At 41.6% G+C, this 25463-nt stretch carries 22 protein-coding genes and 13 tRNA genes; 19 read left to right on the forward strand and 16 right to left on the reverse strand.

The window, feature by feature from the left end; all coding sequences use genetic code 11:
- Positions 1–4: 4 nt before the first annotated feature.
- The 7 genes from B1L02_RS02225 to B1L02_RS02255 form a co-directional block, all read right to left on the reverse strand.
- Positions 5–1636, reverse strand: coding sequence for a response regulator (locus B1L02_RS02225; protein ID WP_088529752.1), 1632 nt, complete (start codon positions 1634–1636; stop codon positions 5–7).
- A gap of 393 nt (positions 1637–2029) precedes the next feature.
- Positions 2030–2105: transfer RNA gene (locus B1L02_RS02230), tRNA-Val, on the reverse strand.
- A gap of 36 nt (positions 2106–2141) precedes the next feature.
- Positions 2142–2217: transfer RNA gene (locus tag B1L02_RS02235), tRNA-Val, on the reverse strand.
- A 36-nt stretch (positions 2218–2253) separates the two neighbouring features.
- Positions 2254–2329 (reverse strand) — tRNA-Val (locus tag B1L02_RS02240).
- Between the two features lie 127 nt (positions 2330–2456).
- Positions 2457–2532: transfer RNA gene (locus B1L02_RS02245), tRNA-Val, on the reverse strand.
- A 135-nt stretch (positions 2533–2667) separates the two neighbouring features.
- Positions 2668–2743: transfer RNA gene (locus tag B1L02_RS02250), tRNA-Val, on the reverse strand.
- Between the two features lie 129 nt (positions 2744–2872).
- Positions 2873–2948: transfer RNA gene (locus tag B1L02_RS02255), tRNA-Val, on the reverse strand.
- Between the two features lie 566 nt (positions 2949–3514).
- Here B1L02_RS02255 and B1L02_RS02260 point away from each other — a divergent pair.
- From B1L02_RS02260 to B1L02_RS02295, 8 genes are all read left to right on the forward strand, one after another.
- Positions 3515–3590 (forward strand) — tRNA-Ala (locus tag B1L02_RS02260).
- A 75-nt stretch (positions 3591–3665) separates the two neighbouring features.
- Positions 3666–3741, forward strand: a tRNA-Glu gene (locus B1L02_RS02265).
- A gap of 160 nt (positions 3742–3901) precedes the next feature.
- A tRNA-Glu gene (locus B1L02_RS02270) sits at positions 3902–3977 on the forward strand.
- A 162-nt stretch (positions 3978–4139) separates the two neighbouring features.
- Positions 4140–4215 (forward strand) — tRNA-Glu (locus tag B1L02_RS02275).
- A gap of 161 nt (positions 4216–4376) precedes the next feature.
- Positions 4377–4452, forward strand: a tRNA-Glu gene (locus B1L02_RS02280).
- A 162-nt stretch (positions 4453–4614) separates the two neighbouring features.
- A tRNA-Glu gene (locus B1L02_RS02285) sits at positions 4615–4690 on the forward strand.
- A 161-nt stretch (positions 4691–4851) separates the two neighbouring features.
- A tRNA-Glu gene (locus B1L02_RS02290) sits at positions 4852–4927 on the forward strand.
- A gap of 291 nt (positions 4928–5218) precedes the next feature.
- On the forward strand, positions 5219–6808 hold the full coding sequence (locus B1L02_RS02295) for a PAS domain-containing methyl-accepting chemotaxis protein (RefSeq protein WP_088529753.1): 1590 nt from the start codon (positions 5219–5221) through the stop codon (positions 6806–6808).
- 104 nt (positions 6809–6912) lie between these two features.
- Here the strand turns inward: B1L02_RS02295 and folE2 are convergent, their stop codons facing one another.
- Positions 6913–7833: a GTP cyclohydrolase FolE2 gene (gene folE2, locus B1L02_RS02300; RefSeq protein WP_088529754.1), complete on the reverse strand. Its 921-nt coding sequence runs from the start codon at positions 7831–7833 to the stop codon at positions 6913–6915.
- Positions 7834–8154: 321 nt separating this feature from the next.
- Between folE2 and arcB the strand changes: the two genes are divergently transcribed.
- A complete protein-coding gene (gene arcB, locus B1L02_RS02305; protein WP_088529755.1) occupies positions 8155–10476 on the forward strand; it encodes an aerobic respiration two-component sensor histidine kinase ArcB in 2322 nt (773 codons plus the stop codon).
- 6 nt (positions 10477–10482) lie between these two features.
- Here arcB and arcA read toward each other — a convergent pair whose 3' ends face one another.
- The 5 genes from arcA to trmB all read right to left on the reverse strand — a co-directional run bounded on the left by arcA (position 10483) and on the right by trmB (position 15454).
- Positions 10483–11202, reverse strand: coding sequence for a two-component system response regulator ArcA (gene arcA / locus B1L02_RS02310; protein WP_088529756.1), 720 nt, complete (start codon positions 11200–11202; stop codon positions 10483–10485).
- Positions 11203–11309: 107 nt separating this feature from the next.
- Complete coding sequence (locus tag B1L02_RS02315) at positions 11310–11831, reverse strand: YfiR family protein (protein ID WP_088529757.1); 522 nt, start codon at positions 11829–11831, stop codon at positions 11310–11312.
- Positions 11828–13450, reverse strand: coding sequence for a sensor histidine kinase (locus B1L02_RS02320; protein ID WP_088529758.1), 1623 nt, complete (start codon positions 13448–13450; stop codon positions 11828–11830). Before B1L02_RS02320 ends, B1L02_RS02315 begins: the two co-directional genes overlap by 4 nt.
- A gap of 164 nt (positions 13451–13614) precedes the next feature.
- Positions 13615–14643: a methyltransferase gene (locus B1L02_RS02325; protein ID WP_088529759.1), complete on the reverse strand. Its 1029-nt coding sequence runs from the start codon at positions 14641–14643 to the stop codon at positions 13615–13617.
- Positions 14644–14728: 85 nt separating this feature from the next.
- On the reverse strand, positions 14729–15454 hold the full coding sequence (gene trmB, locus B1L02_RS02330) for a tRNA (guanosine(46)-N7)-methyltransferase TrmB (RefSeq protein ID WP_088529760.1): 726 nt from the start codon (positions 15452–15454) through the stop codon (positions 14729–14731).
- A gap of 144 nt (positions 15455–15598) precedes the next feature.
- Here trmB and mutY point away from each other — a divergent pair, with 144 nt between their 5' ends.
- Positions 15599–16660 carry an A/G-specific adenine glycosylase gene (mutY, locus tag B1L02_RS02335; RefSeq protein WP_088529761.1) on the forward strand — a complete coding sequence of 354 codons (1062 nt, stop codon included), beginning with the start codon at positions 15599–15601 and terminating at the stop codon, positions 16658–16660.
- A gap of 65 nt (positions 16661–16725) precedes the next feature.
- Positions 16726–16998: an oxidative damage protection protein gene (locus B1L02_RS02340; protein WP_010379401.1), complete on the forward strand. Its 273-nt coding sequence runs from the start codon at positions 16726–16728 to the stop codon at positions 16996–16998.
- A 64-nt stretch (positions 16999–17062) separates the two neighbouring features.
- Here the strand turns inward: B1L02_RS02340 and ispB are convergent, their stop codons facing one another.
- The gene (ispB, locus tag B1L02_RS02345; protein WP_088529762.1) at positions 17063–18034 is read right to left on the reverse strand and encodes an octaprenyl diphosphate synthase; all 972 of its coding nucleotides are present in this window, start codon (positions 18032–18034) and stop codon (positions 17063–17065) included.
- 417 nt (positions 18035–18451) lie between these two features.
- On the opposite strand from ispB, the gene rplU reads away from it, so the two are divergent.
- The 7 genes from rplU to glsB all read left to right on the forward strand — a co-directional run bounded on the left by rplU (position 18452) and on the right by glsB (position 23073).
- Complete coding sequence (gene rplU, locus B1L02_RS02350; RefSeq protein WP_010374575.1) at positions 18452–18763, forward strand: 50S ribosomal protein L21; 312 nt, start codon at positions 18452–18454, stop codon at positions 18761–18763.
- Between the two features lie 19 nt (positions 18764–18782).
- Positions 18783–19040 (forward strand): 50S ribosomal protein L27, encoded by a 258-nt coding sequence (gene rpmA, locus B1L02_RS02355; RefSeq protein WP_088529763.1) that lies wholly within the window; start codon positions 18783–18785, stop codon positions 19038–19040.
- A gap of 169 nt (positions 19041–19209) precedes the next feature.
- Positions 19210–20367 (forward strand): Obg family GTPase CgtA, encoded by a 1158-nt coding sequence (cgtA, locus tag B1L02_RS02360; protein ID WP_088529764.1) that lies wholly within the window; start codon positions 19210–19212, stop codon positions 20365–20367.
- A gap of 182 nt (positions 20368–20549) precedes the next feature.
- Positions 20550–21041, forward strand: coding sequence for a type 3 dihydrofolate reductase (gene folA / locus B1L02_RS02365; protein ID WP_340548635.1), 492 nt, complete (start codon positions 20550–20552; stop codon positions 21039–21041).
- A gap of 79 nt (positions 21042–21120) precedes the next feature.
- Positions 21121–21492 carry a DUF3718 domain-containing protein gene (locus B1L02_RS02370; protein WP_088529766.1) on the forward strand — a complete coding sequence of 124 codons (372 nt, stop codon included), beginning with the start codon at positions 21121–21123 and terminating at the stop codon, positions 21490–21492.
- A 220-nt stretch (positions 21493–21712) separates the two neighbouring features.
- Entirely contained in the window at positions 21713–22069 is a 357-nt protein-coding gene (hpf, locus tag B1L02_RS02375; protein ID WP_010374586.1) for a ribosome hibernation-promoting factor, HPF/YfiA family, read from the forward strand.
- Between the two features lie 86 nt (positions 22070–22155).
- Positions 22156–23073, forward strand: a complete 918-nt coding sequence (gene glsB / locus B1L02_RS02380; RefSeq protein WP_088529767.1) for a glutaminase B — start codon at positions 22156–22158, stop codon at positions 23071–23073.
- 93 nt (positions 23074–23166) lie between these two features.
- On the opposite strand, the gene B1L02_RS02385 is transcribed toward glsB, so the two are convergent.
- Positions 23167–24471 carry an inosine/guanosine kinase gene (locus B1L02_RS02385; RefSeq protein ID WP_088529768.1) on the reverse strand — a complete coding sequence of 435 codons (1305 nt, stop codon included), beginning with the start codon at positions 24469–24471 and terminating at the stop codon, positions 23167–23169.
- Between the two features lie 260 nt (positions 24472–24731).
- Here B1L02_RS02385 and tadA point away from each other — a divergent pair, with 260 nt between their 5' ends.
- Positions 24732–25232, forward strand: coding sequence for a tRNA adenosine(34) deaminase TadA (gene tadA / locus B1L02_RS02390; RefSeq protein WP_088532230.1), 501 nt, complete (start codon positions 24732–24734; stop codon positions 25230–25232).
- Here tadA and B1L02_RS02395 read toward each other — a convergent pair.
- The gene (locus tag B1L02_RS02395) at positions 25229–25411 is read right to left on the reverse strand and encodes a hypothetical protein (protein ID WP_088529769.1); all 183 of its coding nucleotides are present in this window, start codon (positions 25409–25411) and stop codon (positions 25229–25231) included. The two genes, tadA and B1L02_RS02395, sit on opposite strands and share 4 nt — an antisense overlap.
- Between the last annotated feature and the right edge of the window lie 52 nt (positions 25412–25463).

The following is a 25463-nucleotide window of genomic DNA, read 5'->3' on the forward strand; positions in this document are numbered from 1 at the left end:
GTGATTACTCAAAGTCGAGTTTCATTTCATTTAGTTTAGCTTTGAGTTTACCGTAGCGGATCTGCTGTTCACTATCCAACTCAGACTGATTTAGCAAGGTAGTACAACGCTTTGCTAAATTGGAATTAAAAGTACTTCCTGACTTAGCACAACTATCACTCATACATTGCAGTAAATTTAGCGCTATTCCTGAGTTTTTAGGCATAATTCTAAATGCTTGAGTGAATGCCTCTAAAGCGGTTTCATATTGTCCTTTATTAAACTGTGTGACTGCATGATTATTGAGCTCCCTTGGGCCCATAGTGATCTCTTTTTTCTCTTGCTGCTGCTGATAAAGATAATGCATTGTGACGGGATCTGCACTTGAGTTATGGCGCTCACAGTGTGCAATAACTTGACTAAATAGCTCCTGAGCTTTGTGGTTTAATCCCACCTCATGTAGTGCTTTTGCTTTGTCTAAAGTGGAATCTACCGAGCGAATAACGGGTTCATCTTCTAACTGTTCTAGCAGTTGTTTCGCTTTTTTATGCTCATCTTTTAGATAATGGACGCGGGCGTTGAGGACATCGATTTGCGCTTGGGTTTGTGCGTTTGGAAATTGTTGTTTTAAATCACTCAGGTATTGTTGCGTTTGTCTTGTGAGACGAGTGACTTGGTCTGATTGATCGGTACTCAGAGCAAAATCTATTCCTGCTCGTGCGGCGTTCAAATACACTTCTGGTTTGTCATGGATAGAGTAGCGCGCGAAACTTGCTATATCTTTATGTGCTTTATAGCTGGCTTCATAGTCGTGATTAATTTGCGCAACTCGACCAAGTGACTGTTGCCTATTTATATTTCTTGGTGCCATCTCAATTGCTTGCTCTAACAATTGCTGAGCATTCTCATATTGATTTAGCTTTATTTCGAGTTTGCTCAATAAATCGAGCGCAGGAAGACGAGTTTCTGGTCGCTCTATTAAGGTTTTCAACATCTTTTGAGCGATAACATCTTCATTGTTGGTAATGAGCGCCTCGACCAAGCCTAGTTTTGCCCACGTAAACTTTTGCAGAGCTAGAACTGATTTGTAAAAAGACTTTGCTTCCTCTAATTGATTGAGCCTCAGTAAAAGTTCTCCTTTTAGCTTTAGGAGTAGGGAAGTGTAGTTATGCTCTTTGTTGTCTAACTCTGAGTCTAATGCTTTCAAGGCCTTAGAGTAGTTCTTATCGTCTACAAGCAAGTTTATATGCCTTAAAGCCTGTTTACGCTTTAAAACTCGTTCTATACGGTTTTGTAGTTCTTTTATAGAAAAAGGCTTAACTAAAAAGTCATCGGGTTGGAGTTCGATGACGCTGTGGACTAACTCGGGGCTAGTTTCAGAAGAAATAAAAATAAAAGCAGTACTTGAGCGAATTAATTGTTTGTAGCGTAACTCTTCGTAGAATTGATAGCCATTTTGCTTTTTTGTTAAACCAAAAGAGCATACGATGAGATCGAACTTATTGATAGTACAAAGCTCTTTTGCACTGTCTGCACTCTCTGCAAATTTTAAATTTCTGAAATCTAACTGTTCCAAAGATTGTTTCATATAGCTCAATGCCAATGGTTGATCTTCAACGATTAACATTTTGGCATTTTGAATAGATGGAGCTGACATAGAAACAATTTTTAGACAATGGCTTTGCTTCTAGTCTAGTACTTAGGTGTAGTTTTGAAAACAAAAATTAACTCATTTTTAGTAGGTTAGTCTATTTAGCGTATCCCAACTATTTACTGGGGTTAGTGGCAAAATAGTTAAGGGTATAACAAAAATTTGGGAGACTTAGTAGAGTAACTAATTAGTTAATAAATGAGAAAAACGAGGTTGTTTCTATGGACTTAATGGCAGGTTCAAGCTTAATCATTTTGATGTGATTTTTGAGTATGTAAAAAGTAATAACGACTGTACAGAAAGTGAAGTGGTTTGGTGTACTGGATTTAAAGCTGTGACTCTAGCCTTGCTTAGACTTACTGGGATGTTTTGCATCGACCACTCTATCTAAAAATAAAGTGGTGGGTTGTACTGGACTTGAACCAGTGACCCTCGCCTTGTAAGGGCGATGCTCTCCCAACTGAGCTAACAACCCAAATTGTGTTTCAATTTATACTCTTGAATAGAGTTATGGTGGGTTGTACTGGACTTGAACCAGTGACCCTCGCCTTGTAAGGGCGATGCTCTCCCAACTGAGCTAACAACCCAAATTGTGTTTCAATTTATACTCTTGAATAGAGTTATGGTGGGTTGTACTGGACTTGAACCAGTGACCCTCGCCTTGTAAGGGCGATGCTCTCCCAACTGAGCTAACAACCCAAATTGTGTTTCAATTTATACTCTTGAATAGAGTAATGGTGGGTTGTACTGGACTTGAACCAGTGACCCTTGCCTTGCTCAGGCTTAGTGCGATGCTTTGCATCGACCACTCTATCTAAAAATAAAGTGGTGGGTTGTACTGGACTTGAACCAGTGACCCTCGCCTTGTAAGGGCGATGCTCTCCCAACTGAGCTAACAACCCAAATTGTGTTTCAATTTATACTCTTGAATAGAGTTATGGTGGGTTGTACTGGACTTAAACCAGTGACCCTTGCCTTGCTCAGGCTTAGGCTTAGTGCGATGCTTTGCATCGGCCACTCTATCTAAAAAAATAAAGTGGTGGGTTGTACTGGACTTGAACCAGTGACCCTCGCCTTGTAAGGGCGATGCTCTCCCAACTGAGCTAACAACCCAAATTGTGTTTCAATTTATACTCTTGAATAGAGTTATGGTGGGTTGTACTGGACTTGAACCAGTGACCCTTGCCTTGCTCAGGCTTAGTGCGATGCTTTGCATCGGCCACTCTATCCAAAAAAATAAAGTGGTGGGTTGTACTGGACTTGAACCAGTGACCCTCGCCTTGTAAGGGCGATGCTCTCCCAACTGAGCTAACAACCCAAATTGTATTACAACGTCTGCCGTTGTGGGGCGGTATTATAGGTTTAGTTTGAAAAGAGTCAACACTTAACTTTAAAAAACTATACTGTGTGATGTTTTTATGCTCAATGCTTTAAGCTCTTCATTATAGAAGAGGTGGGGAGTCTTATATTTTTAGTCCAAGAATCATCTTATTCTGAGGAAAATAAGTTGCTGAGCTTGCATGTTATAGCGCGGAATTAAGCAAGGTTGGATACCATGCGGAAAAAACATGCGGAAAAAACATGCGGAAAAGGAAAAGAGCCGTAAATCACTTTGGCCTATTTGGGTTTGAACCAAATAAAGTAATGATGCGGTAACTATGCGTTTTTTGTTTTAATGATGTGTTTTAAATTGTGTAATAAATAATCCAATTCAAGGTGTTAGGCTTGCAAAGGGGAGTGGTTTGGTTATATTCTACGCTTCTTGATTCAAAATGAATCAGTTAGAAAAAACTTTCATAAAAGTTGTTGACTTTATTTTTGCTCCTGCATAGAATGCGCCCCGCACTCAGCGATACAGGCTAGCAGTTCAGGTCTGACTATTATGGGGCTATAGCTCAGCTGGGAGAGCGCTTGCATGGCATGCAAGAGGTCGACGGTTCGATCCCGTCTAGCTCCACCAATTTATCGTTAGTGCATATGTCCTAGTACATAATTCAAATGACAACGCCTCGAGTGCGAAGTTGTTTTTAATTGTGTCCCCTTCGTCTAGAGGCCTAGGACACCGCCCTTTCACGGCGGTAACAGGGGTTCGAATCCCCTAGGGGACGCCACTTACTTTGGTAAGTAACTCGGTTAGCAAGAGCATAAACAGCTAAATAAAGTCCTAGTGACACAGAAAACTTTCTGTTTTTGATAAGGCCATACGCCTCGCTGGCTCGGTCTAATCTAACACAGAAATTGCAAATCAGTGATTTGCAAAACAATTTCTGCGTCCCCTTCGTCTAGAGGCCTAGGACACCGCCCTTTCACGGCGGTAACAGGGGTTCGAATCCCCTAGGGGACGCCACTTACTTTTGGTAAGTAAGCTCGGTTAGCAAGAGCATAAACAGCTAAATAAAGTCCTAGTGACACAGAAAACTTTCTGTTTTTGATAAGGCCATTCGCCTCGCTGGCTCGGTCTAATCTAACACAGAAATTGCAAATCAGTGATTTGCAAAACAATTTCTGCGTCCCCTTCGTCTAGAGGCCTAGGACACCGCCCTTTCACGGCGGTAACAGGGGTTCGAATCCCCTAGGGGACGCCACTTACTTTGGTAAGTAAACTCGGTTAGCAAGAGCATAAACAGCTAAATAAAGTCCTAGTGACACAGAAAACTTTCTGTTTTTGATAAGGCCATTCGCCTCGCTGGCTCGGTCTAATCTAACACAGAAATTGCAAATCAGTGATTTGCAAAACAATTTCTGCGTCCCCTTCGTCTAGAGGCCTAGGACACCGCCCTTTCACGGCGGTAACAGGGGTTCGAATCCCCTAGGGGACGCCACTTACTTTTGGTAAGTAAGCTCGGTTAGCAAGAGCATAAACAGCTAAATAAAGTCCTAGTGACACAGAAAACTTTCTGTTTTTGATAAGGCCATTCGCCTCGCTGGCTCGGTCTAATCTAACACAGAAATTGCAAATCAGTGATTTGCAAAACAATTTCTGCGTCCCCTTCGTCTAGAGGCCTAGGACACCGCCCTTTCACGGCGGTAACAGGGGTTCGAATCCCCTAGGGGACGCCACTTACTTTGGTAAGTAAACTCGGTTAGCAAGAGCATAAACAGCTAAATAAAGTCCTAGTGACACAGAAAACTTTCTGTTTTTGATAAGGCCATTCGCCTCGCTGGCTCGGTCTAATCTAACACAGAAATTGCAAATCAGTGATTTGCAAAACAATTTCTGCGTCCCCTTCGTCTAGAGGCCTAGGACACCGCCCTTTCACGGCGGTAACAGGGGTTCGAATCCCCTAGGGGACGCCACTTACTCTTCATATTCATCTTATATCGTCATCAGGCGAATTTCTAAATTTTTCGTATCTTAGTTGTTTAAGTTCAGAACTCTGCTAGCTTTTATATTAACTTTCTGCTGTTCGTTAAGTATTCATATCAATTTTTCTTAATACTAACCCCTTTAAATTAAACAAGTATTAAGCAAATTGGTATCAAATCATATTTCACTATGGCCTCAATCAGTCTTTCAGTGAAATTTCTTACGATTTTTAAGAAAGTAATAATTTATTATCTATTGCCCTTTTTAATCGAGAGTGAGCTATGACAAAAGGTAGAGCTGATTACACAGGAAAAGAGAATGATTATCCCAGTTCTTACAATCTGCTTTCAACGACGAATGTAAAAGGTCAGATAAAGTATGCGAATTCACAGTTTTGTGAAGTTGCGGGGTTTTCACTTAGTGAGTTAGAAGGGAAGCCCCATAATATAGTCAGGCATCCAACAATGCCTAAAGCCGCTTTCAAGAACCTATGGGACTATATCGAAGCGGGCAAACCTTGGATGGGAATGGTTAAAAACCGCTGCAAGAATGGCGATCACTATTGGGTCAATGCTTTTGTCACCCCTATCAAAGATTCATCCGGAAAAACGGTTGAATATCAATCAGTGAGGACGAAACCAAGCCGGGAAGTCGTTAATCGTGCAGAGGGCATCTATGCCGATTTAAATAACGGTGTGTCACTAAGTAAATTTACTCGATCCTCTTGGTCTTTATCTGCGCAAATGATGGCAATAATCGTCGTTTTCTATGCTCTAAGCATGCTGGTCTCGACTTTGTCATCACCTTGGAATTACCTAGCTGAAACCCTGCTTACTCTTACTGTTTTATTTGTCACTTATTCTCGGCTTGCTCCAGTGCGATCGCTCAGCGAAAAAGCAAAAAAAGTATACGATAATCCTTTGATGCAAAAGGTGTATCTTAATAAGGTCAATGATGTCGCATCTATAGAGCTTGCATTACTCGCTAGAGAATCCGAACTAAGAGCTGTGCTTGGACGTGTTAAAGATGCTAGTGCCACGGTTTCAGAGTACGCAACCAAAACGGTGCAAGAATGCAAAACGAGTTCTGATATTTTAAATCGACAGCAAGCGCAAACCGGTTCATTAGCAACAGCAATTAATCAGATGACAGTGTCGATTGGTGAGATAGCCTCTAATACTAACAATGCAGCGCAGCAATCAGAAGCAGCGCTTGAATCTGTTGTTAAAGGCAATAAAGCTGTTGATGACAATATGGAGAATAATTATGCCTTATCGGAAGAGTTATCTCGCACACAAAAAGATATAGAAGATCTTAATGCGCAAACGGTTAACATTGAAGGGGTTGTCGACGTGATCCGTGGGATCTCCGAGCAAACCAACTTACTCGCTTTAAATGCAGCTATAGAGGCTGCACGTGCAGGTGAACAAGGCAGAGGGTTTGCGGTTGTTGCTGATGAGGTAAGAGCGCTTGCGCAAAGGACCCAAGATTCCACCGCTGAAATTAACGGCATTATTGCTGATTTGAGACAGCGCGCAGAAAGGGCAGTTACAGCAATTCAAAGTGGAGTAGAACGCTCTTCTGAATGTGTATTAAAGGCCGAAGGCACTAAAGTGAGCCTTGAAACGATAAATACGATAGTAAATGAAATCTCGGGGTTGAACTATCAAATTGCAACATCCACAGAAGAAATGTCGAGTGTTTCTAATGAGCTTAACGCAAATGCAGTGACAATTTCCGGCCTTGCGGATGAGTCTATGGAAAGTGCGCGTAAGACGCATGAGACGATGAAAAAAACAGAGCAGGCTCTTGATAACCAAGAGGTACTAGTTGAACAGTTTATTCGAAAATTAAACAGTACTCACCGTTGAGTAGGTAACTGAAAGTAATATTGTGCTGACTAGATTGAATATAGGGTTTAGATTAATCAGAGCTATGAACTAGCTCTGATTAATAGCAAACGGAGCGGAATAAATTAAACGCTGTAGCCGTCTTCAACCCCTTTCACAGCATAAGCCACTGCGTCATGGGCATGAAGAGATTCGTAATGGTTTATCTTTACGTAGAAATCTGAATAGGTTTGCTGGTTTAGTAATGCTTTTAACTTCCTGGCTGCATCTTCACAAAACATTAGGTTTTGGCCATTAAGACGCGCAAACTCTTGTTCATCTTCTCGTTTTACTGCAGCTTGAACGGGAGTTTTCAACTCGTTTTCAACCAATTCGATCAGCTCTAAAATCTCAAACTCATTACAATTATCTATAAGTTTAACTTTTATATTTGCAATTGAGCGCTGAGAATGAGGTGTTGCAACGATCCCTTCTGTGCTACCTAGCCAATCATGCACACTATGGAAATCTAATTGTTTACCGTCAAAGCTTTGCTGGAAAGCATTTTGGATCAGCTGACGTGATAGTGCGGCTGAACAGGGACAAGTCGACGAGTAGGCAACATCAAGTGCTAGCTCCAATTTAAAAATACCGTTATTCAACGTTGCATCAAGGGTAATTGGGTATGATTTCCATCCCATTTTTTTACTTAAAAGCGAAGGACGTCTGATCGGCAACTCAAACCGCAATGTTACTTTTGCGCCTGTACTTAAGTCACTATGTGTACTTAAAAAGTTATCTAGCAGCTGTTTTAGAGTGCTTGGTGTAAGTACTTGCTCACAAGAAAGAATATCGAGTGCGAGAAAGAGGCGTGACATGTGAATGCCTTTTGCGTCTTCTTTTTGCAAATTAACAAATGCATCGGCTTTGGCTGTAACAGTAACTTGATTTAGGCCTTTGCTTTCTAATACTAAAGGCAACTCTATGTTACCCATGCCTACCCAGTCTAAAGTTCCTGTTTGTAACGCACTAGCATTGTGTGCAATGTCTGGCATGTTATTTTGCATCGACGCTCTCTTTTCTCTCGACTTAAAAAACGGGCATATTACACGAAATCAGGTTAAGTTGGGATGGTGAGCTTAAATCTATCCGCACTAAATTAGATGATTTGTGCATTTAGTGATACAGAGTCTCATTTCCGTTATCTATCGCTCTCTTTTGTGTGCTTGAAATTGGGGGAATGATCTGGCGCTGCAATTTCTATACTCGCTTATTACTAAGGCTTTTGTATAATATTTACTTTGAGGGCTTGAAAAGCAATTCAGTCAAGCTCAAGCGGTAAAATATAAACTTACCTGACAAGTGTTTAACAATGGTGAAGTAATAATATGACAGAAAATTCGTTTGGCTCGTGGGCTCGAATTTTATCAAACTTGGTAGAAAAATATGGCAACAAGCGGGCGTTTGCCATCGCTTATGCTTTTACGCTCTTCGTTGCCGTCATTCTGTCTTGCATGTTTTACTATGTTGCATTAGGTGTAGTTGAAATTGTCGATATATCGGCACTCTTTTTCTTAACCGCTGTTATCGCGCCCGCCCTCATTATGATGTCCGTCGCGGCAATGCGGGAGGTACACTCGTCCAAAGCTTATTTGGAGTCGGCAACACAACAAGAAAAGATGCTGAACCAAACGCTAAAGGACAATATAAATCGTTTAAATAGTGAAATTGACGAGCGTAAAATTGCTCTGCATGCTAAACACCGCGCGATAGATGAACTAAGAAAAGAAATTGCTGAACGTAAAAAGACCCAACAAGAGCTTGCGCAGCAAGGTATGTTACTGCGAAGCATCGTTGACTCATCTCCTGACCTATTCTATTACCGCGACGAAAACGGTGTATTCGCTGGTTGTAACAAAATGTTTGAATTAGTTATGGGTAAAAGCAGTGAAGAGCTAATTGGTAAGTCAGTTGAACAAATATATTCAAAACAATACCTTCCGAAAGTACTTGAAACAGATAGTCAGGTATCAGAAACACAGCAACCATTAACACTGGACGTTGAATATCCAGTTAAAGGCGAACCGCGTTGGTTTGAAATGCGCAAGCTGCCATTTATCAATGATAAAGGCGAATATATAGGCTTGTTGGCCTTTGGTCGGGATATTACTAGTCGTAAAGAAGCCGAGCAGGCTCTAGAAACAGCGTACAAGGATAAAGGTAAGTTTATTGCTACGCTAAGCCATGAATTAAGAACCCCTCTTAATGGTATCGTTGGTCTGACGCGCATGATGTTAGACACCGATCTGACTGCGCAACAAAAAAGCTGGTGTAATACCGTGTTTTCAAGCGCGGAGACGCTTGGCAATATTTTTAACGACATTATTGATTTAGATAAAATTGACAGGGAGCAGCTGGATATTGCAACAGACAGTATCAATGTTTCTGATTTTATCAACGATGTGGTCAACTTTGCGGGTCTAATTGCTGATCAAAAGGGCCTTGAATTTACTATTAATCGCTCTGGGGTATTAGACGTTTATGCGTTACTGGATCCGACACGCTTACGTCAGGTACTTTGGAATTTAATTAACAATGCAGTGAAATTTACCCATAAAGGTAATGTAACGCTGGAATGTCGCCGTGAGAATCGAGACGATGGACCATGGCTGACAATTAGTGTCATAGATACTGGTATGGGAATATCCGAAGATCAGCTTGAGCGGATCTTTGAAATGTATTACAAGGCTCCGGACGCATCAGGTAGCAATGCGATTGGCTCGGGAATTGGCCTTGCGGTTACTAAAGCCCTCGTTCAGGCTATGCAAGGAACGATAGCGGTTACTAGTCAAGAAGGAAAGGGGAGCCGTTTTGATGTTGAGATCCCATTGCAGCTATGTAACGCACCGAAAGAACAGAGTTATGCTGGCAGAAGCTTATACATTTTACTTGTTGAGGATGTGCCGTTAAACGCGGAAATTGCAACGAATCTATTAGAACAGCGAGGGCATGAAGTTATTTGGGCCGAAACTGGTGAGGACGCGCTCTCGTTTGTTGAAACTGAGGACGACCTAGACCTAATTCTATTGGATATGCAGTTACCAGATATCAATGGTGACGTGGTGGCACGTCAAATAAGAGAAGATAGCCACTTCGATCATTTACCAATTGTTGCCTTAACCGCGAACGTCAGAAGTGCCGAGCAAGAGCTAGAGGGGATCAATGTTCAGGGGGCTTTAGCCAAACCAATAAATACCACTAAGCTCGACAAAATGCTCGCAGAGTTATTTGGAATTGAGGCACAGAAAAACAAACAAAGCATCGATATTCGAGAAGCATTGTCACAGCCTGAATACTCAGATTTAGATATAGAGACCATTTGCGATTTTGTTGAGTCTATGGGAGCGGCAGCGTTCCAAAGAAGCTGTGATTTATTTACTAAGCTCAATCCTAAGTACTGCCAGGAGCTCAGAGAGGCTGTTGCACAAAATGATATTGAAGAATACGGTGCGGTTGCGCATAAGGTTAAAGGTGCTGCTGGGTCGGTAGGATTGCAACTTGCCCAATTACAAGCAAAGAAAATGGAATTAGAGTCAGAAGGAAAAGAAGTAAAGACGCTATTGGATTGGGTATCTGAGCTAGAGGCAAAAATAGAAGAAGGGCAAGAAGCCCTTCATCCATTAATTGCAAAACTCGCTGAAGATCAGTAAAAACGATTATTGAGCGTCGAGTTTACCGATGAAACGGTAACCTTCACCGTGAATTGTACTAATTAATTCAGGTGTATTGTTATCAGTTTCGAAATGCTTACGAATACGACGAATAGTAACGTCAACAGTGCGGTCATTCGCACGAAGTTCACGACCTGTCATGTGCTTGATAAGCTGCTCACGGCTAAAAATACGGCCAGGAGAATCTAGCATTAGACGAAGTGCACGGTATTCACCTTTCGGTAGACGCTTTGAATCGCCAGTTGGAGATGTTAAACAGCGACTGTTTTCATCTAACTCCCAACCGTTAAAAGTAATAACGCCGTTGCTATCAATTGTTGACTCTTCTGCAGACGAGCCTGTACGAGAGATTAGGTTACGAGCACGAATCGTTAGTTCACGCGGGTTAAATGGTTTTGTGATGTAATCATCAGCACCAATCTCAAGACCAAGAATACGGTCAACATCATTGTCACGACCTGTTAGGAAAATAAGGCCGATGTTTTTCTTCTGGCGTAACTCACGCGCCAAAATTAAACCATTTTTACCAGGAAGGTTGATATCCATGATTACAAGGTTTACATCATCATGTGATGTCAACTTGTCATGCATGTCATCGCCATCAATGGCTTCGATTACTTTGTAACCTTCCGCTTCAAATAAACTAACGAGGTTCAGTCGAGTTACGTCTTCATCCTCTACAATTAGAATGACTGGCGTTTGCATTATTAATTAACCTTTTCGGAATATATAATTTACAATGTGTCCGGACTTATATAATAAATCCGAATATTTACGATTATAGGAGCTTATCCAATTGTTAACAAGTAAAATCAGTTGGGATGAAACTTGGATACGGCAAGCAGCCTTGAGCGCACGATGAAGTACTGTTTTTCTAGCGCTTGCTTATTTATATACAGTCGAATTTTGCTCCCTTCTTGGACCAAAGAAGCAATCCCGCCTCTTTCTAAAAACTCAATACTTTCGCCCACGGTCAACATGTTTGACTCTATTGTATCGGTCCAAGCGGACAGTATATCATTTTCGCTAGTTTCATCAATGTATGTGATATCGCAAGCGCTGGAAAGTTCACTATAACTCCACGTTTTTTTTGCTTCTACGAGCTCAATGGGTTTGCCTCGCACATTTAGCTTTGTTGCACTTTTTAGTTCAGAAGCCGGTCCTGACTCAAGTGAATAGAAGCAAAATTGAATACTGGTTTTTGTGTTTTCGTCGGGAAACTCGACGAATTTTGCCATCTGATAGAGAAAGGCGGAACGAACCTGATCTGGTGATTTTGCAGCTGTATTTAAGGAGACAAATAAAAGCAAAATTACTAGATTAATCAACCTCATTTTAGATTACCCGAAAGAGGAAGCGTTATAATAAATTTGGCACCTTGGCTAAATTCTTCATCTAAAGTGATCGAGCCTCCAAGTGCTTGGGTTACTAAGTTATAAACTAAATGCATACCCAGTCCGCTTCCACCTTCGCCTCTACGGGTAGTGACAAACGGGTCGAAGATGCGCTTTTTAATTGCTTTGGGTACACCCATTCCATTGTCTGCATATTCAATTGTAAGCTGTCCCATTGATGACTTCACAGTAATTGAAATGCTATTGTTTTGTTGGTCTTTGAAGCCATGGAGTAAGGAGTTAGATATTAGCTGCTCTAACACTTGTTGTAATGGTCCAGCTTTACTTTCAATGGCAAGTCCAGTGTCACAGTCAATTGTCACTTCAGGTTGTTTTGTGGAAAGTTCAGCTCGCATAGATGCTACGACTTCAGTAAGCAGGTTTGACAAATCTATTTGTGAGTTCACTTCCAGATCTTGGCTTACGGCAAGGCGCTTGAAGCTAGAAACCAGTTCTGCTGCTCGGTTCAGGTTGCGGTATATGAGGTCAAGATTTTCAATTCCATCATTAACGAAGCGTTCTAACTGCTTAGAAGTCAGAGACTTTGTTTGAAACGCTTCGCGAATATCGGATAATTTGTCTCTTAACAACGTAGAGCCTGTGATACCCAAACCGATAGGGGTGTTTACCTCGTGGGCAACACCAGCCACCATTTGCCCCAGCGAAGCCATTTTTTCGTTCTCAATGATTTGGTTCTGGTATTGATGCATACGCTCTAAAGCGTTCAACAGTTCTTGGTTAGCCTCTCTCAGCGCGATCGTGCGTTGATTCACTTTTTCTTCCAAGCTCTGGTTGAGCTGTTTTATTTCTTGTTTATCCGCTTTATGACGCTCAAGTTGATTTTCTGTGCGAGCTAACATGATATTTAAGTTATTTGCTAATACGTTTAGTTCAGCAATATTGCTGCCTGGCGCTCTAGCACTGTAATTATGATTTTTTGAAACGTCCTGCAATAGTGCTGAGAGTCCTTCAATTGGCGTCGCTATACGTTTTTGGATACCTCTAGAAACTAACAATACGAGGAGTAGTACGAATAAGGTAAGCGCGATATCTACCAATATTTTTTTATTTATATAGTTTGAGAGCCTTTCTAAACCGCCGCGGACATAAACATAACCTTCAATATTCCCCTCATAAATGACAGGTTTAATCAATTCAATGTAGTCTTCTGAGACCTTGGGGGTTTTTAACTCTTCAATTTGATTAACCTTTAGCGGTACTGGTGGTGTTCGACTGGCGTTGTAACTGGTAAAAAATACAGGGCTGTTGGTTACGTCATCCATGGCATAGATATGGATGTTTTTAATGATATCCACTTGTTGAAAAGACTTTAGACGTGCATCTTCAGTTTTTCGATCATCGAATAAAATTGTTATCTGAGAATTGAACGCAACGATGTCGGCTATCATCTCTATTTTGTTGATGATCAGTTGCTTTTGCTCTTTTACATCAAGGTAAGTGGAAATAGATATGGATAAAGAGAGGCACAGCGCGGTTACAAGCATCACTGCGCTGATCAATACTTTTCTTATGCTCGTTTTGGTTAATTGCTTACTCATTCTTATTCCAGCTGTATGATCAGCCTTAGCTGCGGCTACAGAGCTTTTGAGATCCAATAACTCATTATAATAAAGTAGAGCAAATCTTTGAAAATGAAAAGATAAAAGGTGGGTTTGAGTTAAGGTTTACTTGATATAAGCAAGTAAACCTTAGAGTTAGTAAACTACTGCGCTTTATAGATGGCGAATTTAGTGTTTTTAGTGACAACTTCAAACTGTTCAAACTGAGCTTCTAAAATAGGTGGGTATTTTAAGAAGCTATTTGCAACTAACTGAATATTAGACTTGGTATCCATATGACGCTTAATGTTATGTAGAAATTGCTCAGCGATATCATAGTCTGTTGAAAGGCCTGTATGAAATGGTGGATTGCTTAAAATAAGGTTGAATTTACCATTCAATTCACTTAAACCGTCACTAAGTAACAAAGTTGCACTGAGGTTGTTTAAAGCTAAAGTCTGCTGCGTGGCAAACAGCGCAAGCGCATTGACATCCAAGCAGGTAAACTTAAGAGTTGGGCTGTTCAATAAGGCGTAGCAGGCAATAAGCCCAGCACCACAACCAAAATCTAATACTTTACCTTTATAGGGCAGGGTGACATTTTCTAGCAATAATTGAGTACCTGCGTCGAGCTTCCCATGATTAAATACACCAGGCAAACTTGCGGCAGTAAACTCGGTCTTGGCGATACGCACTGAAAATGTCTGTACATAATGGCTTACGTCAAAACTTGGGTTGGCAGTAAGCTGATCAAACTCATACAAAATGCAGTGTTTTGCGCTTTCTAATTTATAACAGTGTGCAGCGTGTTCTTTAAGTTGCTTTTCTGCACTTTTCACCCCACTTTTGTTTTCGCCAACAACGAGTAACCTAGTTTCAGCCGTGCTCAAGTGACGAATATTATCAAACACCATTTGCGCTTCAGGTTTTGACTTAGGGTAATAATAAATAACTAAATCAATATTTTGCAATTGCGGTAGCTGATGAGCTACATAGCTCTTAACATCGGCGATTTTATCGGCGTGAAGGTGGTCAGCAAAATCGAAACTAAACGCATGAATTGCCGAACTTGGATTGAGCGCTTTTAATTCACGTAGGAAGCCATCGCGCTGATGGTTAATAACCAGAATATTGTTGGCAATAAGCTCTTCTTCATTACGAAGTAGTAATAAACTCGGGTTGGTAAACTGCAACGCTAGCTCCTAGTAATAGGGTAAAATTGTGAGGCGAGGCGAATAAATGAAGCAGATTGGCTAATCCGCTTCACGTATAGATTACTTAGCTAATACGCTTGAACATTAAATCCCAAACGCCATGCCCTAAACGATGGCCACGTTGTTCAAACTTAGTAAGCGGTCTAAAGTCTGGGCGAGGAACATAATCATTGCTCTGCGACTGGTTTTGATAGCCAGGTGCTGCACTCATTACTTCAAGCATATGTTCTGCGTAGTTTTCCCAGTCAGTTGCCATGTGGAATACGCCACCAACTTTAAGTTTTTGGCGTATTTTTTCAGCAAATTCAAGTTGTACAATGCGACGTTTGTGGTGACGCTTTTTATGCCATGGATCAGGGAAGAATAGCTGTAATTTAGCAAGGCTGCCATCAGCGATACAATCCGCTAAGATTTCAACAGCATCATGTTCAAAAACACGTAAGTTAGTTACGCCTTGTTCATCTGCATCCATCAAGCAAGCACCAACACCTGGGCGGTGTACTTCTATGCCGATAAAGTTTTGTTGTGGGTTATTTTTTGCCATCTCAACGAGCGACTTACCCATACCAAATCCAATCTCAAGAACGACTTCATTGCTGTTACCAAATACTTCTGTAAAGTCCAGTAAACCTTGTTGGTGTTCCAGTCCCATTGCTGGCCAGCATTTTTCTAACGATGCCGCTTGGCCTTTAGTTAGACGTCCTTCACGCTTAACAAAGCTACGCACTTTTCTGATGTACTTGCCTTCTTCCTGCGCCTGTTCGAGCGCACTTTTGCTTGATTCGTTCATGGTCATTTCTATGCTCGTGAAAATGGTCGCACATTATCGTCATTCAGTTAGCAATAAACAAGTATAGAGTGAAATTTTACGTGGTGACTATTAAAGCAATTGTGATTACACTGGCGGCTTTTGTAGCAAGTACTAGTCAGGTTTATGAAAGTTAGCCAGCAACAAGCTAAGTGGTTTGGTGAGCAAGTTGTGTCTTGGTATCACCTTCACGGTAGAAAAACACTGCCGTGGCAACTCGGAAAAACACCGTATAAAGTATGGATTTCAGAGGTGATGTTACAGCAGACTCAAGTAACCACAGTTATTCCTTATTTTGAGCGCTTTATGGCGCGCTTCCCAACAGTAATTGCGTTGGCCGATGCACCAGAAGATGAAGTGTTACACCATTGGACTGGACTTGGTTATTACGCCAGAGCAAGAAACCTTCATAAAGCTGCAAAGGTGATCAGAGATAGCTATAAGGGTGAATTCCCACAAACATTAGAAGCGGTGATGGACTTACCGGGCATTGGTCGTTCTACCGCAGGTGCGATACTCTCTCTTGCCCTTGGTCAGCATCACCCAATACTTGATGGTAATGTTAAGCGAGTACTGGCTAGGTTTTATATGGTTGAGGGTTGGTACGGAGTAAAAAAGGTCGAAAATCAGTTATGGGCCTTGAGTGATGCCGTCACGCCGAGCTGTGATGTGAGAGCGTTTAACCAGGCTATGATGGATTTAGGCTCAGGTGTATGTACCAGAAGTAAGCCAAATTGTAAGGCCTGCCCGCTAGTCGAGGAATGCGCGGCGTTCAACAATAATCGGGTTAACGAGTTTCCAAATCCTAAACCAAAAAAAGCGAAACCAAAAAAGCATGCCCACCACTTAATAATCAAATGTGATGATAAAGTACTGATGGAGAAGCGCCCTTCTAGTGGAATATGGGGGGGATTATTCGGCTTTTTTGAGTTTGCTGAGCAAGGTGAGCTAGACGCTTTTATTAAGCAGCAAGAACTTAAACTCGAGTGTACAAATACACTGGAACCCTTTGTGCATATTTTTACGCATTTCGAGTTAACTATTACTCCCGTGGTTGTCGATGTGAAAAGCATGCCTGATTGTGTTCATGATCAGCAATTACTGTGGTTCGATATTCATAACCCACCAGAGGTTGGGCTCGCTGCGCCGACTAAAAAGTTGGTTAAAGTATTAACCGCAATAGGGTAAACTGACACCATCATTGGTGCTGACTCTCATTGAGTGCACGATTAAAATTGAAGAGGTAGATACGCATGGCACGTACGGTATTTTGTCAAAAATTACAAAAGGAAGCGCCTGGACTGGATTTTCAACTGTATCCAGGAGAAGTTGGTGAACGTATATTTAATAACATCTCAAAAGAAGCTTGGCAGCAATGGCAACATAAGCAAACTATGCTTATTAACGAAAAGCATCTTAATATGATGGATCCTGAGCATAGGCAAATGCTTGAAGAACAGATGGTCGGTTTTTTGTTTGAAGATAAAGAAGTCGAAATTGAAGGCTACAGACCACCAGAAAAATAAAGGTCGCATCAGCGACCTTTTTTGTCATTCAGAAACTTGCTAATGATAGCAATACTAATCTGGCTTAATATTCTCTATCCACAGATAGTTTAGCAAGTGCGACAAGTGCCTCTTTATGCACTGAGTCGGGTAAAACACTCAATTGTGCAATCGCTTTTTGGGCTTCTTCTTGAGCCTTAGCCATCGTGAAGTCAAGTGCTTTGGTTTCAGCTAATGTTGCCAAAATATCTTCAAGATGATCAAGCCCATTACCACTTTCAATCGCTGTTCTGATCTGAGCTGTTTGCTGAGTATTTGCATGCTGCATTGCATAAATAAGCGGAAGCGTAGGTTTTCCCTCGGCGAGATCATCACCAATATTCTTGCCAAGCAATTCAGCGTTAGCACTATAGTCGAGAATATCGTCTACAAGTTGGAAGGCTGTGCCTAAATGCATACCGTAAAGCTTAAGCGCAGTTTTAATTTCGTCTGATTGCTCTAACACCACTGCGGGTAGTAAAGTTGCAGCTTCAAATAGCTTTGCCGTTTTGCTGTAGATAACCTGCATATAACTCTTTTCAGTTGTATCTGGGTCATTACAGTTCATTAGCTGTAACACTTCGCCCTCAGCGATAATATTAGTCGCATCCGCTAGGATCTGCATGACTTCCATATTACCAAGACCAACCATCAACTGGAATGAACGAGTGTAGATAAAGTCACCGACCAATACGCTTGCTGCATTTCCAAATTCAGCATTTGCAGTCGGTTCTCCACGGCGCAGTAATGACTCATCAACCACGTCATCGTGGAGTAAAGTTGCAGTGTGAATAAACTCTACAATTGTCGCTAGTGTGATGTGTTTATCACCTTCGTAACCTAATGCTCGTGCAGCCAAAAGGGCTAACATTGGGCGGATGCGTTTTCCTCCGCTATTTACAATGTATAAACCTAGCTGTTTTACAAGTGCAACATCAGATTGCATTTGTTGATGTATAAGTTGGTTGACGTCAAGCATATCTTGCTCAACCAAATTTTGGATAGTTTTTATATCCATTGCGCTCCGAGCCAATCTATTAACCGAAAATGAATAAACTCTGCAATTGTACTACAAAAAAATCATCGACTCGATAAATTGTCGTAGTTGCTTATAAAAAAACGTTTTTATGCTTATTTTTTGCTCTTTTAATGGTTGTGCAGTTATCGAAATGGGTACATTAAAATCTTGTTTGGTACTGTATTAGGTAAACCATAGATTCGCCTTTTGTCTGATGAATTGAGAGAAAAAAGAGCTTGGCTTTGACATTTTTTTGACTAGAATAGGGGAAAATATTTGATTGCCCTCATGCGAGCTAAATTTTATTCACTTTCTTCAAATTTACTCTTGCGCCAAGATACGCATTAGCGTAAACTTCGCGCCCTATTGAAGAATATTAAGTTGCGTCGATTTGAGGGCGCACAGACGGAGTTAATTATGTACGCGGTTTTCCAAAGTGGTGGTAAACAGCACCGTGTGACTGAAGGTCAAACAATTCGTTTAGAAAAGCTAAACGTTGAAACTGGTGCAGCAGTTGAATTTGATTCAGTACTTCTAATTGCTGATGGTGAAAAGATCGAGATCGGTGCACCGTTTGTTAACGGTGGAAAAATTACAGCTGAAGTTGTATCACACGGTCGTGGCGAGAAGATTAAGATTGTTAAGTTTAGACGTCGTAAGCATTCTCGTAAGCAGATGGGCCACCGTCAGTGGTTCACTGAAGTTAAAATCACTGGCATTAGCGCTTAATTTTTAGAGGTACAGAAAGATGGCACATAAGAAGGCAGCTGGTAGTACTCGTAACGGTCGCGATTCAGAAAGTAAACGCTTAGGTGTTAAACGTTTTGGTGGCGAATCAGTTCTAGCGGGTAGCATCATTGTTCGTCAACGTGGTACACGTTTCCACGCTGGTTCTAACGCAGGTATCGGTAAAGACCACACAATCTTCGCAAAAGCAGACGGTAAAGTTGTTTTTGAGCAGAAAGGTCCTTTAAACCGTAAATACGTTAGCATCGTTGCTGAGTAATCGGTATTAGATACTAAAAAACCCCGCTTAGGCGGGGTTTTTTGTTTTCAGCACATCAATTACCAAATTAGCTATATCAAGGCGTATTAATACAATTGGTATTAGGAGCGATTTGTCGCTGCTGCTATAATGGTGTAGTGAATTCAGACAGAGTTAAAGAGTTTAAACCATGAAGTTTGTCGATGAAGTAGAGATTAGAGCGGAAGCCGGAGATGGGGGCAGTGGTGTCGTTTCATTCCGCCGCGAAAAGTTTGTGCCTGATGGTGGCCCAGACGGTGGTGATGGTGGCGATGGCGGCAGTGTATTCCTGCAGGCTGATGAAAATTTAAATACGCTTATCGACTATCAGTTTGAACGCTTTCACAGGGCTGAACGTGGTACCAACGGTCAAGGCCGTAATTGTACCGGTAAAAAAGGTCAGGATTTAGTGCTTAAGGTACCAGTTGGTACAAGAGTTACAGATGTCGATACTGAAGAATGTCTAGGTGATTTAACCAAAAATGGACAAAAGCTGATCGTAGCGAAAGGTGGGTATCATGGACTTGGTAATACGCGTTTTAAGTCAAGTACTAACCGCGCCCCAAGACAGAAAACGCTGGGTACCCAAGGTGAAATCCGTAACCTTCGCTTAGAATTAATGTTGCTTGCAGACGTCGGCTTATTAGGTCTGCCGAATGCTGGTAAATCTACGTTTATTCGCAGTGTATCTGCTGCTAAACCAAAAGTCGCTGATTATCCTTTTACCACACTAGTACCTAACTTGGGTGTTGTGAGACCAGAGGCGAGCAAGTCATTTGTAATTGCTGATATCCCAGGTCTAATAGAGGGCGCTGCGGATGGGGCGGGTCTTGGCATTCGTTTCTTGAAGCACTTAGAGCGCTGTCGAGTGTTATTACACATAATTGATGTGATGCCGGTTGATGGCAGCGACCCTGTCGAGAATGGTTTCGCTATTATTAACGAATTGCATCAATACAGTCCTAAATTAGCTGAAAAGCCTCGCTGGCTAGTGCTAAATAAGGTGGACTTGTTGCTTGAAGAAGAAAGAGAAGAAGTATGTGCCCGTATTGCAGAAGAGCTAGACGCTGAAAACTTTTATATGATCTCCGCTGCGAACAAGCTAAACACACAGCCTTTGTGCTTTGATATCATGACCCTTCTTGAAAGCATGCCAAAAGATAAATTCGAAGAAGAGCAGCAAGAAGAAGTTGAATTTAAGTGGGACACCTACCACAGACATGCAACTAAAAATGATAAGAGCGACGATGATGACTGGGATGATTGGGATGACGACGACTACGATGTCGAAGTTATTTACGAGCGCTAAGTTGCATTGATTTTACTCTAAGAGGCCCATTATATGGGCCTTTTTTATGCATATTCGAATGGTGCAGTATCACTTCGACTCAGTATTCTCGCCGCAGTTCCGTTGAAGGTGATATACTAACCAAACATCTTGCATGCTAATTGTGTGTAAAAACTAATACTAAAATACTATAAAGGTGCGTTGTGGTAATTTCAATGATAGCTGCGATGGCAAATAACCGTGTTATCGGAAAAGATAACGATATGCCGTGGCATTTACCTGCAGACCTTCAACATTTCAAAAAGGTTACGCTAGGTAAACCTGTGATTATGGGCCGAAAGACATTTGAGTCTATTGGTAGGCCTCTGCCAGGTCGTAGAAACATAGTGATATCCAGAAATCTTGACTATACTCAAGAAGGTATAGAAGTCGTCGCTTCACCTGAAGCGGCACTCAGTGCTGTTGGGGATTGCGACGAAATGATGATAATTGGTGGTGGTCATATATATGACTTGTTTCTACCTTATGCTCAGCGACTCTATTTGACCTTCATCGATTTAGACGTTGAAGGGGATACTCAATTCCCTGACTATGAGCAAGTTGCTGAATGGGAAGTGCTTGAAACTGAGTGTAATGAACCTGATGAAAGAAATAATCATAGTTATAAATTCGTAACTCTGAACAAAAAACTATGAGTTTCTTGCTAACAATTGTTTAGGTTGCTAAAATATAGCCAGTTATATGCTACGAATAAAGTATTAAAGGGTCTGTGTAATGAAATTAACTACCGTGCTACTGTCAGCTTCCATCGCTATTGCAGCTTTTTCTTTCAGCAAACCAGTAAGTGCAAACGATCAGTTGGCGCTTTCTATATGTGAATATATCGCTGCGGACGATAAAAATCGCATTCGTAACACTTTGAAAACATCACGCCTGAAAATGCGCAATGTTTACGATGCAATCCTGTGCAACGGTAATAACTTACTAAGACATGCAATTGCTAGCAACGCAAACGATGCAGGCGAGTACATTATTAAAAGTATTCCAAAAAGCGCGTTAGAAGACGGTAAAGATTTAGCATGGGCTGAGTCAAACCACAGTGGTTCAGCATTGATTGCTGTAATCAAAGAGCGTGCAGGCCTTTAATTTTAAAGTTTACGCAATATGAGAAAAGCCCTTACTTAGGGCTTTTTTTATGCTTGATCTTTCTAATAAACCTAAACTTGAGATTAATTACCCCATAATGTTTTTTGACTAGAATCAGCTTCCTTCCAATTATTGTAATAAATTTCTGCTAAGGCTCTTGAGAAATCGAGTAATCGTGCCAATACTATTGTTAAGGGTAAACGCAAAAGAAGGATTGCATATGAAGATTAATTTATCTGGCCATCACGTAGATGTAACCGATGCTGTTAAAAACCACGTTCATGAAAAGTTTGCCAAGATCGCCAACCATTTTCCGTCGTTGTTATCCCTAGACATCATCGTCAGCAAAGAACACAAACAATTTTACACGGAGATAAGTACCAACTACGCTGGTAGTCGAATATCGGTAAAAGGTGAAGATGAAGTGATGTATCCAGCTATTGCTAAAGCGTCTAAAAAGCTCGATGCAGCCTTGAAGCACCGTAAAGGTCAGTTAAAAGCCAATAAACATCAGAAGCCGGTGAGTACAACCCCACCAATTGCGCACGAGATTATTCAAGAAATGGAACTGAAATAACCTTAGTTTTCAATAAACATCAGGCCCTACGGGGCCTTTTTTGATACACTTCAGCAATCATCCAAGCTAGCCTTAATTACGAGCATATGCCAAATTACCAAGAAATTTTAGATCAGGCTGCGCAGCGAGTTCAACCGTTGTTACGCCAAGGAAAAGTTGCTGACTACATTCCCGCTTTAGCTGAGCAGCCATTAGAGCAATTTTCTGTTTCATTACATACGGTAGATGGCGAAACTTATAGTGCCGGTGATACTAAAGCCAGATTTACAATTCAATCAGTATCCAAAGTAATGACATTGACGCTAGCGCTGCAGCGATATGGTGACGAGCTTTGGAATCGGGTAGGGAAAGAGCCTTCGGGCACCGCTTTTAACTCCTTAACTCAGCTTGAGTTCGAAAATGGTATTCCAAGAAACCCCTTTATAAATGCAGGTGCCATTGTAACTTGTGATGCCCTTTACTCTCGTTTATCCGCGCCAATTCATACTATGCTAGAAAGCTATAGAGCAATGTCTGGTAACGACAAGTTGTGTATCAATAAGGTTGTGTCACAGTCTGAATATGATCACAGATATAGAAATGCAGCAATGGCTTATTTGATGAAGTCATTTGGTAATTTCAACAATGAAGTCGAGGATGTGTTATGGTCATATTTCAATTTTTGCGCAATTGAAATGAATACCACTGAGCTGGCAAAGTCATTTTCATACCTCTCTAGTCAGGGTTACTGCAACCTATCAAAACAGCGGATACTTACCAAAAAACAAACCAAGCAAATGAACTCGCTGCTGTTCACTAGTGGCCTTTACGATGCCGCAGGTGACTTTGGTTATCGAGTGGGGATGCCTGGCAAGTCGGGTGTCGGGGGGGCGATAATCGCTATCGTGCCGAATCGTTTTACGATTTCGGTGTGGTCACCTGGGCTTGATAAAGTTGGTAACTCTTTAGCAGGGATCGCGGCATTAGAATATCTATCTAACGAACTTAGTACCGCTATTTTTTGATGGCAAGACATCTTCAAGCTAGCCAAACTATAGAATATAAAAATAGCGACCGTAGTCGCTATTTTTATACAACTTAAAGCTGTCCAAGAACCGTTATTGTTCCCAGTATGATTGCTCTAGCGAGTCTTCACGCTCAGGTAGACCTCGAGAAAGCCTTGGAGAATGCTGAACAAGTACTTCATAGCTTGCACGGTTTGCATATTTGCTTATCTGTGCCAGAGATGAATAGGTAATTGCACTTTGCTCATGCTTTGCTGAGTTTGGTACATTCAGCTTATGGTATTCATTGGCACAAATATCATGCAAAACAGCGGCAAGGGCACAGTCACCAGCACCGTTGGTATTCTTGATGATATCCGGTCCACCCATATAAGGGGCAGTGTGGCTGTATGCTCTGATCGGCTGCTCACATTGGGCCTTTTTCATTGCACGTGAGAATTCGTAGCGATTAAATTCAGGGATAGCACCGGGCAGCAGCGGGTATTCAGTCACACGCTTGCAGCTATCATCAACATAACCTGCCATAAACAGCCCTTTAGGGCCTGCAGTACAGATGACTAGATCAACCCAATCTAGCGCTTTATCCGCAGCAAGAAGAGGATCGCTAAAGCCTGTGATCGCCTCACCTTCTTCTTCGTTCATCGCAAGGATATCAACATGTTTAGCAACGAAGTCTGCCCACCATTTTGGGTCTTGTTCAATTAAGAACTTAGTGCCAAGCGTTAATACTACGGGTATACCTGCATTATTGGCATACTCAACCGCCTGCACCGTTGCTTGTGTCATGGTTTCGTCGCCACTAGTACGCATCAAATAAGCGCTGATCACTAACGCCGATGATTCTTCGATCAGTGTTTGGCAAATAGACTCAGGACGTAGGTGATTCATTAACCCTGCGCTGATAGCAAAAGTTCGCTCACCACTATCATCGATAAGTGTAAAGCAACGACCTATAGGGCCGTCAACCGGCTGCAAGTAGTCCAGATCAACTCGACTTGAGGTGTTACATAAAAATTTATAGGCGTAGCTGCCGATCTTTATGTTTTCACTCATCACCCCAAGCAGTACTGAGCGGTCATCTGCTAGCACCGAATAGTTGTGCATGGTGTTACCTATGGTACCGCCGGCAAATTCATAGTCGATCATGTCATCACGTTTTAGCCTATCATAAAGGGCGTTGGTGACATCATTGTCTATCACTTGTGACATACCACGCTGTAAGTGGAATTCATCAAGAAAAGCTTGATCCACTTTCGCTTCGATATCAACGACGATTTGATCTATACCACAGATATAGCTCCTTTTTAGCCGATCATCAGCGTGTAACTGGTTAATAAGCGGATCTTTATCTTCCACCGGAAAATAGTGTTTATGCCTACGGCGTCCCGGAAATTTCATATTCTACCCGTGTGTTTTAGAGCTTACGAAATAAAAAAAGCGGCGAATTATAGCGTAAATCCAACCCTGTGAGCCACGGCAAAATTACGAAAATTATCAATAATGTCCGCAAAATATTAAAAAAGTGTTGGTAACATCCTGAGTTTGCTTATAAAAACACCTTTATCTGAGGCTGTGATTATTTAAGAATAGCAGCTTAACCGCACTCCTGCTCAAGGTGATATAATTCAAATTAAGTGAATATGAAAACAAAGTTACCCATGCCAGAAGTAAAAGACGATCAATACTGGATGCAATTGGCGCTTGAGTATGCAGGTAAGGCTGAAGGCGAAAACGAAATCCCAGTCGGAGCAGTAGTAGTCAAAAATGGCGAAATGATAGCTGCAGGTTGGAACCGCTCAATTACTTGTCATGATCCTTCGGCTCACGCTGAAATGATTGCCATTAGAGAAGCAGGCAAAGTCGTTGAAAACTATCGGCTAATTGATTGCACTTTGTATGTGACGCTTGAACCATGTCCAATGTGCGCCGGTTTATTGGTCCATAGCCGCTTGAGTCGAGTGGTTTTTGGCGCCTCTGATGCAAAAACGGGCGCGGCTGGTTCGATAATGAATCTGTTACAGCATGATAAGCTCAATCATCAACTAGAAGTTACATCGGGTGTACTGGGTGAGGCATGTGGCGAAAAGTTGTCTGCATTTTTTAAGCGCAGACGCCAAGAGATTAAAGCGGCAAAAAAATTGAAAAACGGTAGTACTTAGGACTGTACTACCGCTGTGGCTGCTTTCGCGTCTCTTTGCTCTTCCATTTGGATTAGCGCAAAAATACGATGGCGTAATAGCATTTTGCGGTGTGCATTTTTCATCATTACACGGCGGCGATTTGGCGACGTGTATTTGGTGTTACGTTTAAATTGATGATTCCGACGTCTTCTCAACATAGAACCTCCGAATGTGAGAGATTAACTGGGGAGATCCCCAATGATAATTAGT

The sequence above is a fragment of the Pseudoalteromonas piscicida genome (genome assembly GCF_002208135.1).
GTDB classification, from domain to species: domain Bacteria; phylum Pseudomonadota; class Gammaproteobacteria; order Enterobacterales; family Alteromonadaceae; genus Pseudoalteromonas; species Pseudoalteromonas piscicida_A.

Coding starts and splice junctions, on each gene's coding strand:
- B1L02_RS02225 (WP_088529752.1), bottom strand. CDS start 1,636: ATGTCAGCTCCATCTATTCAAAATGCCAAAATGTTAATCGTTGAAGAT.
- B1L02_RS02295 (WP_088529753.1), top strand. CDS start 5,219: ATGACAAAAGGTAGAGCTGATTACACAGGAAAAGAGAATGATTATCCC.
- folE2 (WP_088529754.1), bottom strand. CDS start 7,833: ATGCAAAATAACATGCCAGACATTGCACACAATGCTAGTGCGTTACAA.
- arcB (WP_088529755.1), top strand. CDS start 8,155: ATGACAGAAAATTCGTTTGGCTCGTGGGCTCGAATTTTATCAAACTTG.
- arcA (WP_088529756.1), bottom strand. CDS start 11,202: ATGCAAACGCCAGTCATTCTAATTGTAGAGGATGAAGACGTAACTCGA.
- B1L02_RS02315 (WP_088529757.1), bottom strand. CDS start 11,831: ATGAGGTTGATTAATCTAGTAATTTTGCTTTTATTTGTCTCCTTAAAT.
- B1L02_RS02320 (WP_088529758.1), bottom strand. CDS start 13,450: ATGAGTAAGCAATTAACCAAAACGAGCATAAGAAAAGTATTGATCAGC.
- trmB (WP_088529760.1), bottom strand. CDS start 15,454: ATGAACGAATCAAGCAAAAGTGCGCTCGAACAGGCGCAGGAAGAAGGC.
- mutY (WP_088529761.1), top strand. CDS start 15,599: ATGAAAGTTAGCCAGCAACAAGCTAAGTGGTTTGGTGAGCAAGTTGTG.
- B1L02_RS02340 (WP_010379401.1), top strand. CDS start 16,726: ATGGCACGTACGGTATTTTGTCAAAAATTACAAAAGGAAGCGCCTGGA.
- ispB (WP_088529762.1), bottom strand. CDS start 18,034: ATGGATATAAAAACTATCCAAAATTTGGTTGAGCAAGATATGCTTGAC.
- rplU (WP_010374575.1), top strand. CDS start 18,452: ATGTACGCGGTTTTCCAAAGTGGTGGTAAACAGCACCGTGTGACTGAA.
- rpmA (WP_088529763.1), top strand. CDS start 18,783: ATGGCACATAAGAAGGCAGCTGGTAGTACTCGTAACGGTCGCGATTCA.
- cgtA (WP_088529764.1), top strand. CDS start 19,210: ATGAAGTTTGTCGATGAAGTAGAGATTAGAGCGGAAGCCGGAGATGGG.
- B1L02_RS02370 (WP_088529766.1), top strand. CDS start 21,121: ATGAAATTAACTACCGTGCTACTGTCAGCTTCCATCGCTATTGCAGCT.
- hpf (WP_010374586.1), top strand. CDS start 21,713: ATGAAGATTAATTTATCTGGCCATCACGTAGATGTAACCGATGCTGTT.
- glsB (WP_088529767.1), top strand. CDS start 22,156: ATGCCAAATTACCAAGAAATTTTAGATCAGGCTGCGCAGCGAGTTCAA.
- B1L02_RS02385 (WP_088529768.1), bottom strand. CDS start 24,471: ATGAAATTTCCGGGACGCCGTAGGCATAAACACTATTTTCCGGTGGAA.
- tadA (WP_088532230.1), top strand. CDS start 24,732: ATGCCAGAAGTAAAAGACGATCAATACTGGATGCAATTGGCGCTTGAG.
- B1L02_RS02395 (WP_088529769.1), bottom strand. CDS start 25,411: ATGTTGAGAAGACGTCGGAATCATCAATTTAAACGTAACACCAAATAC.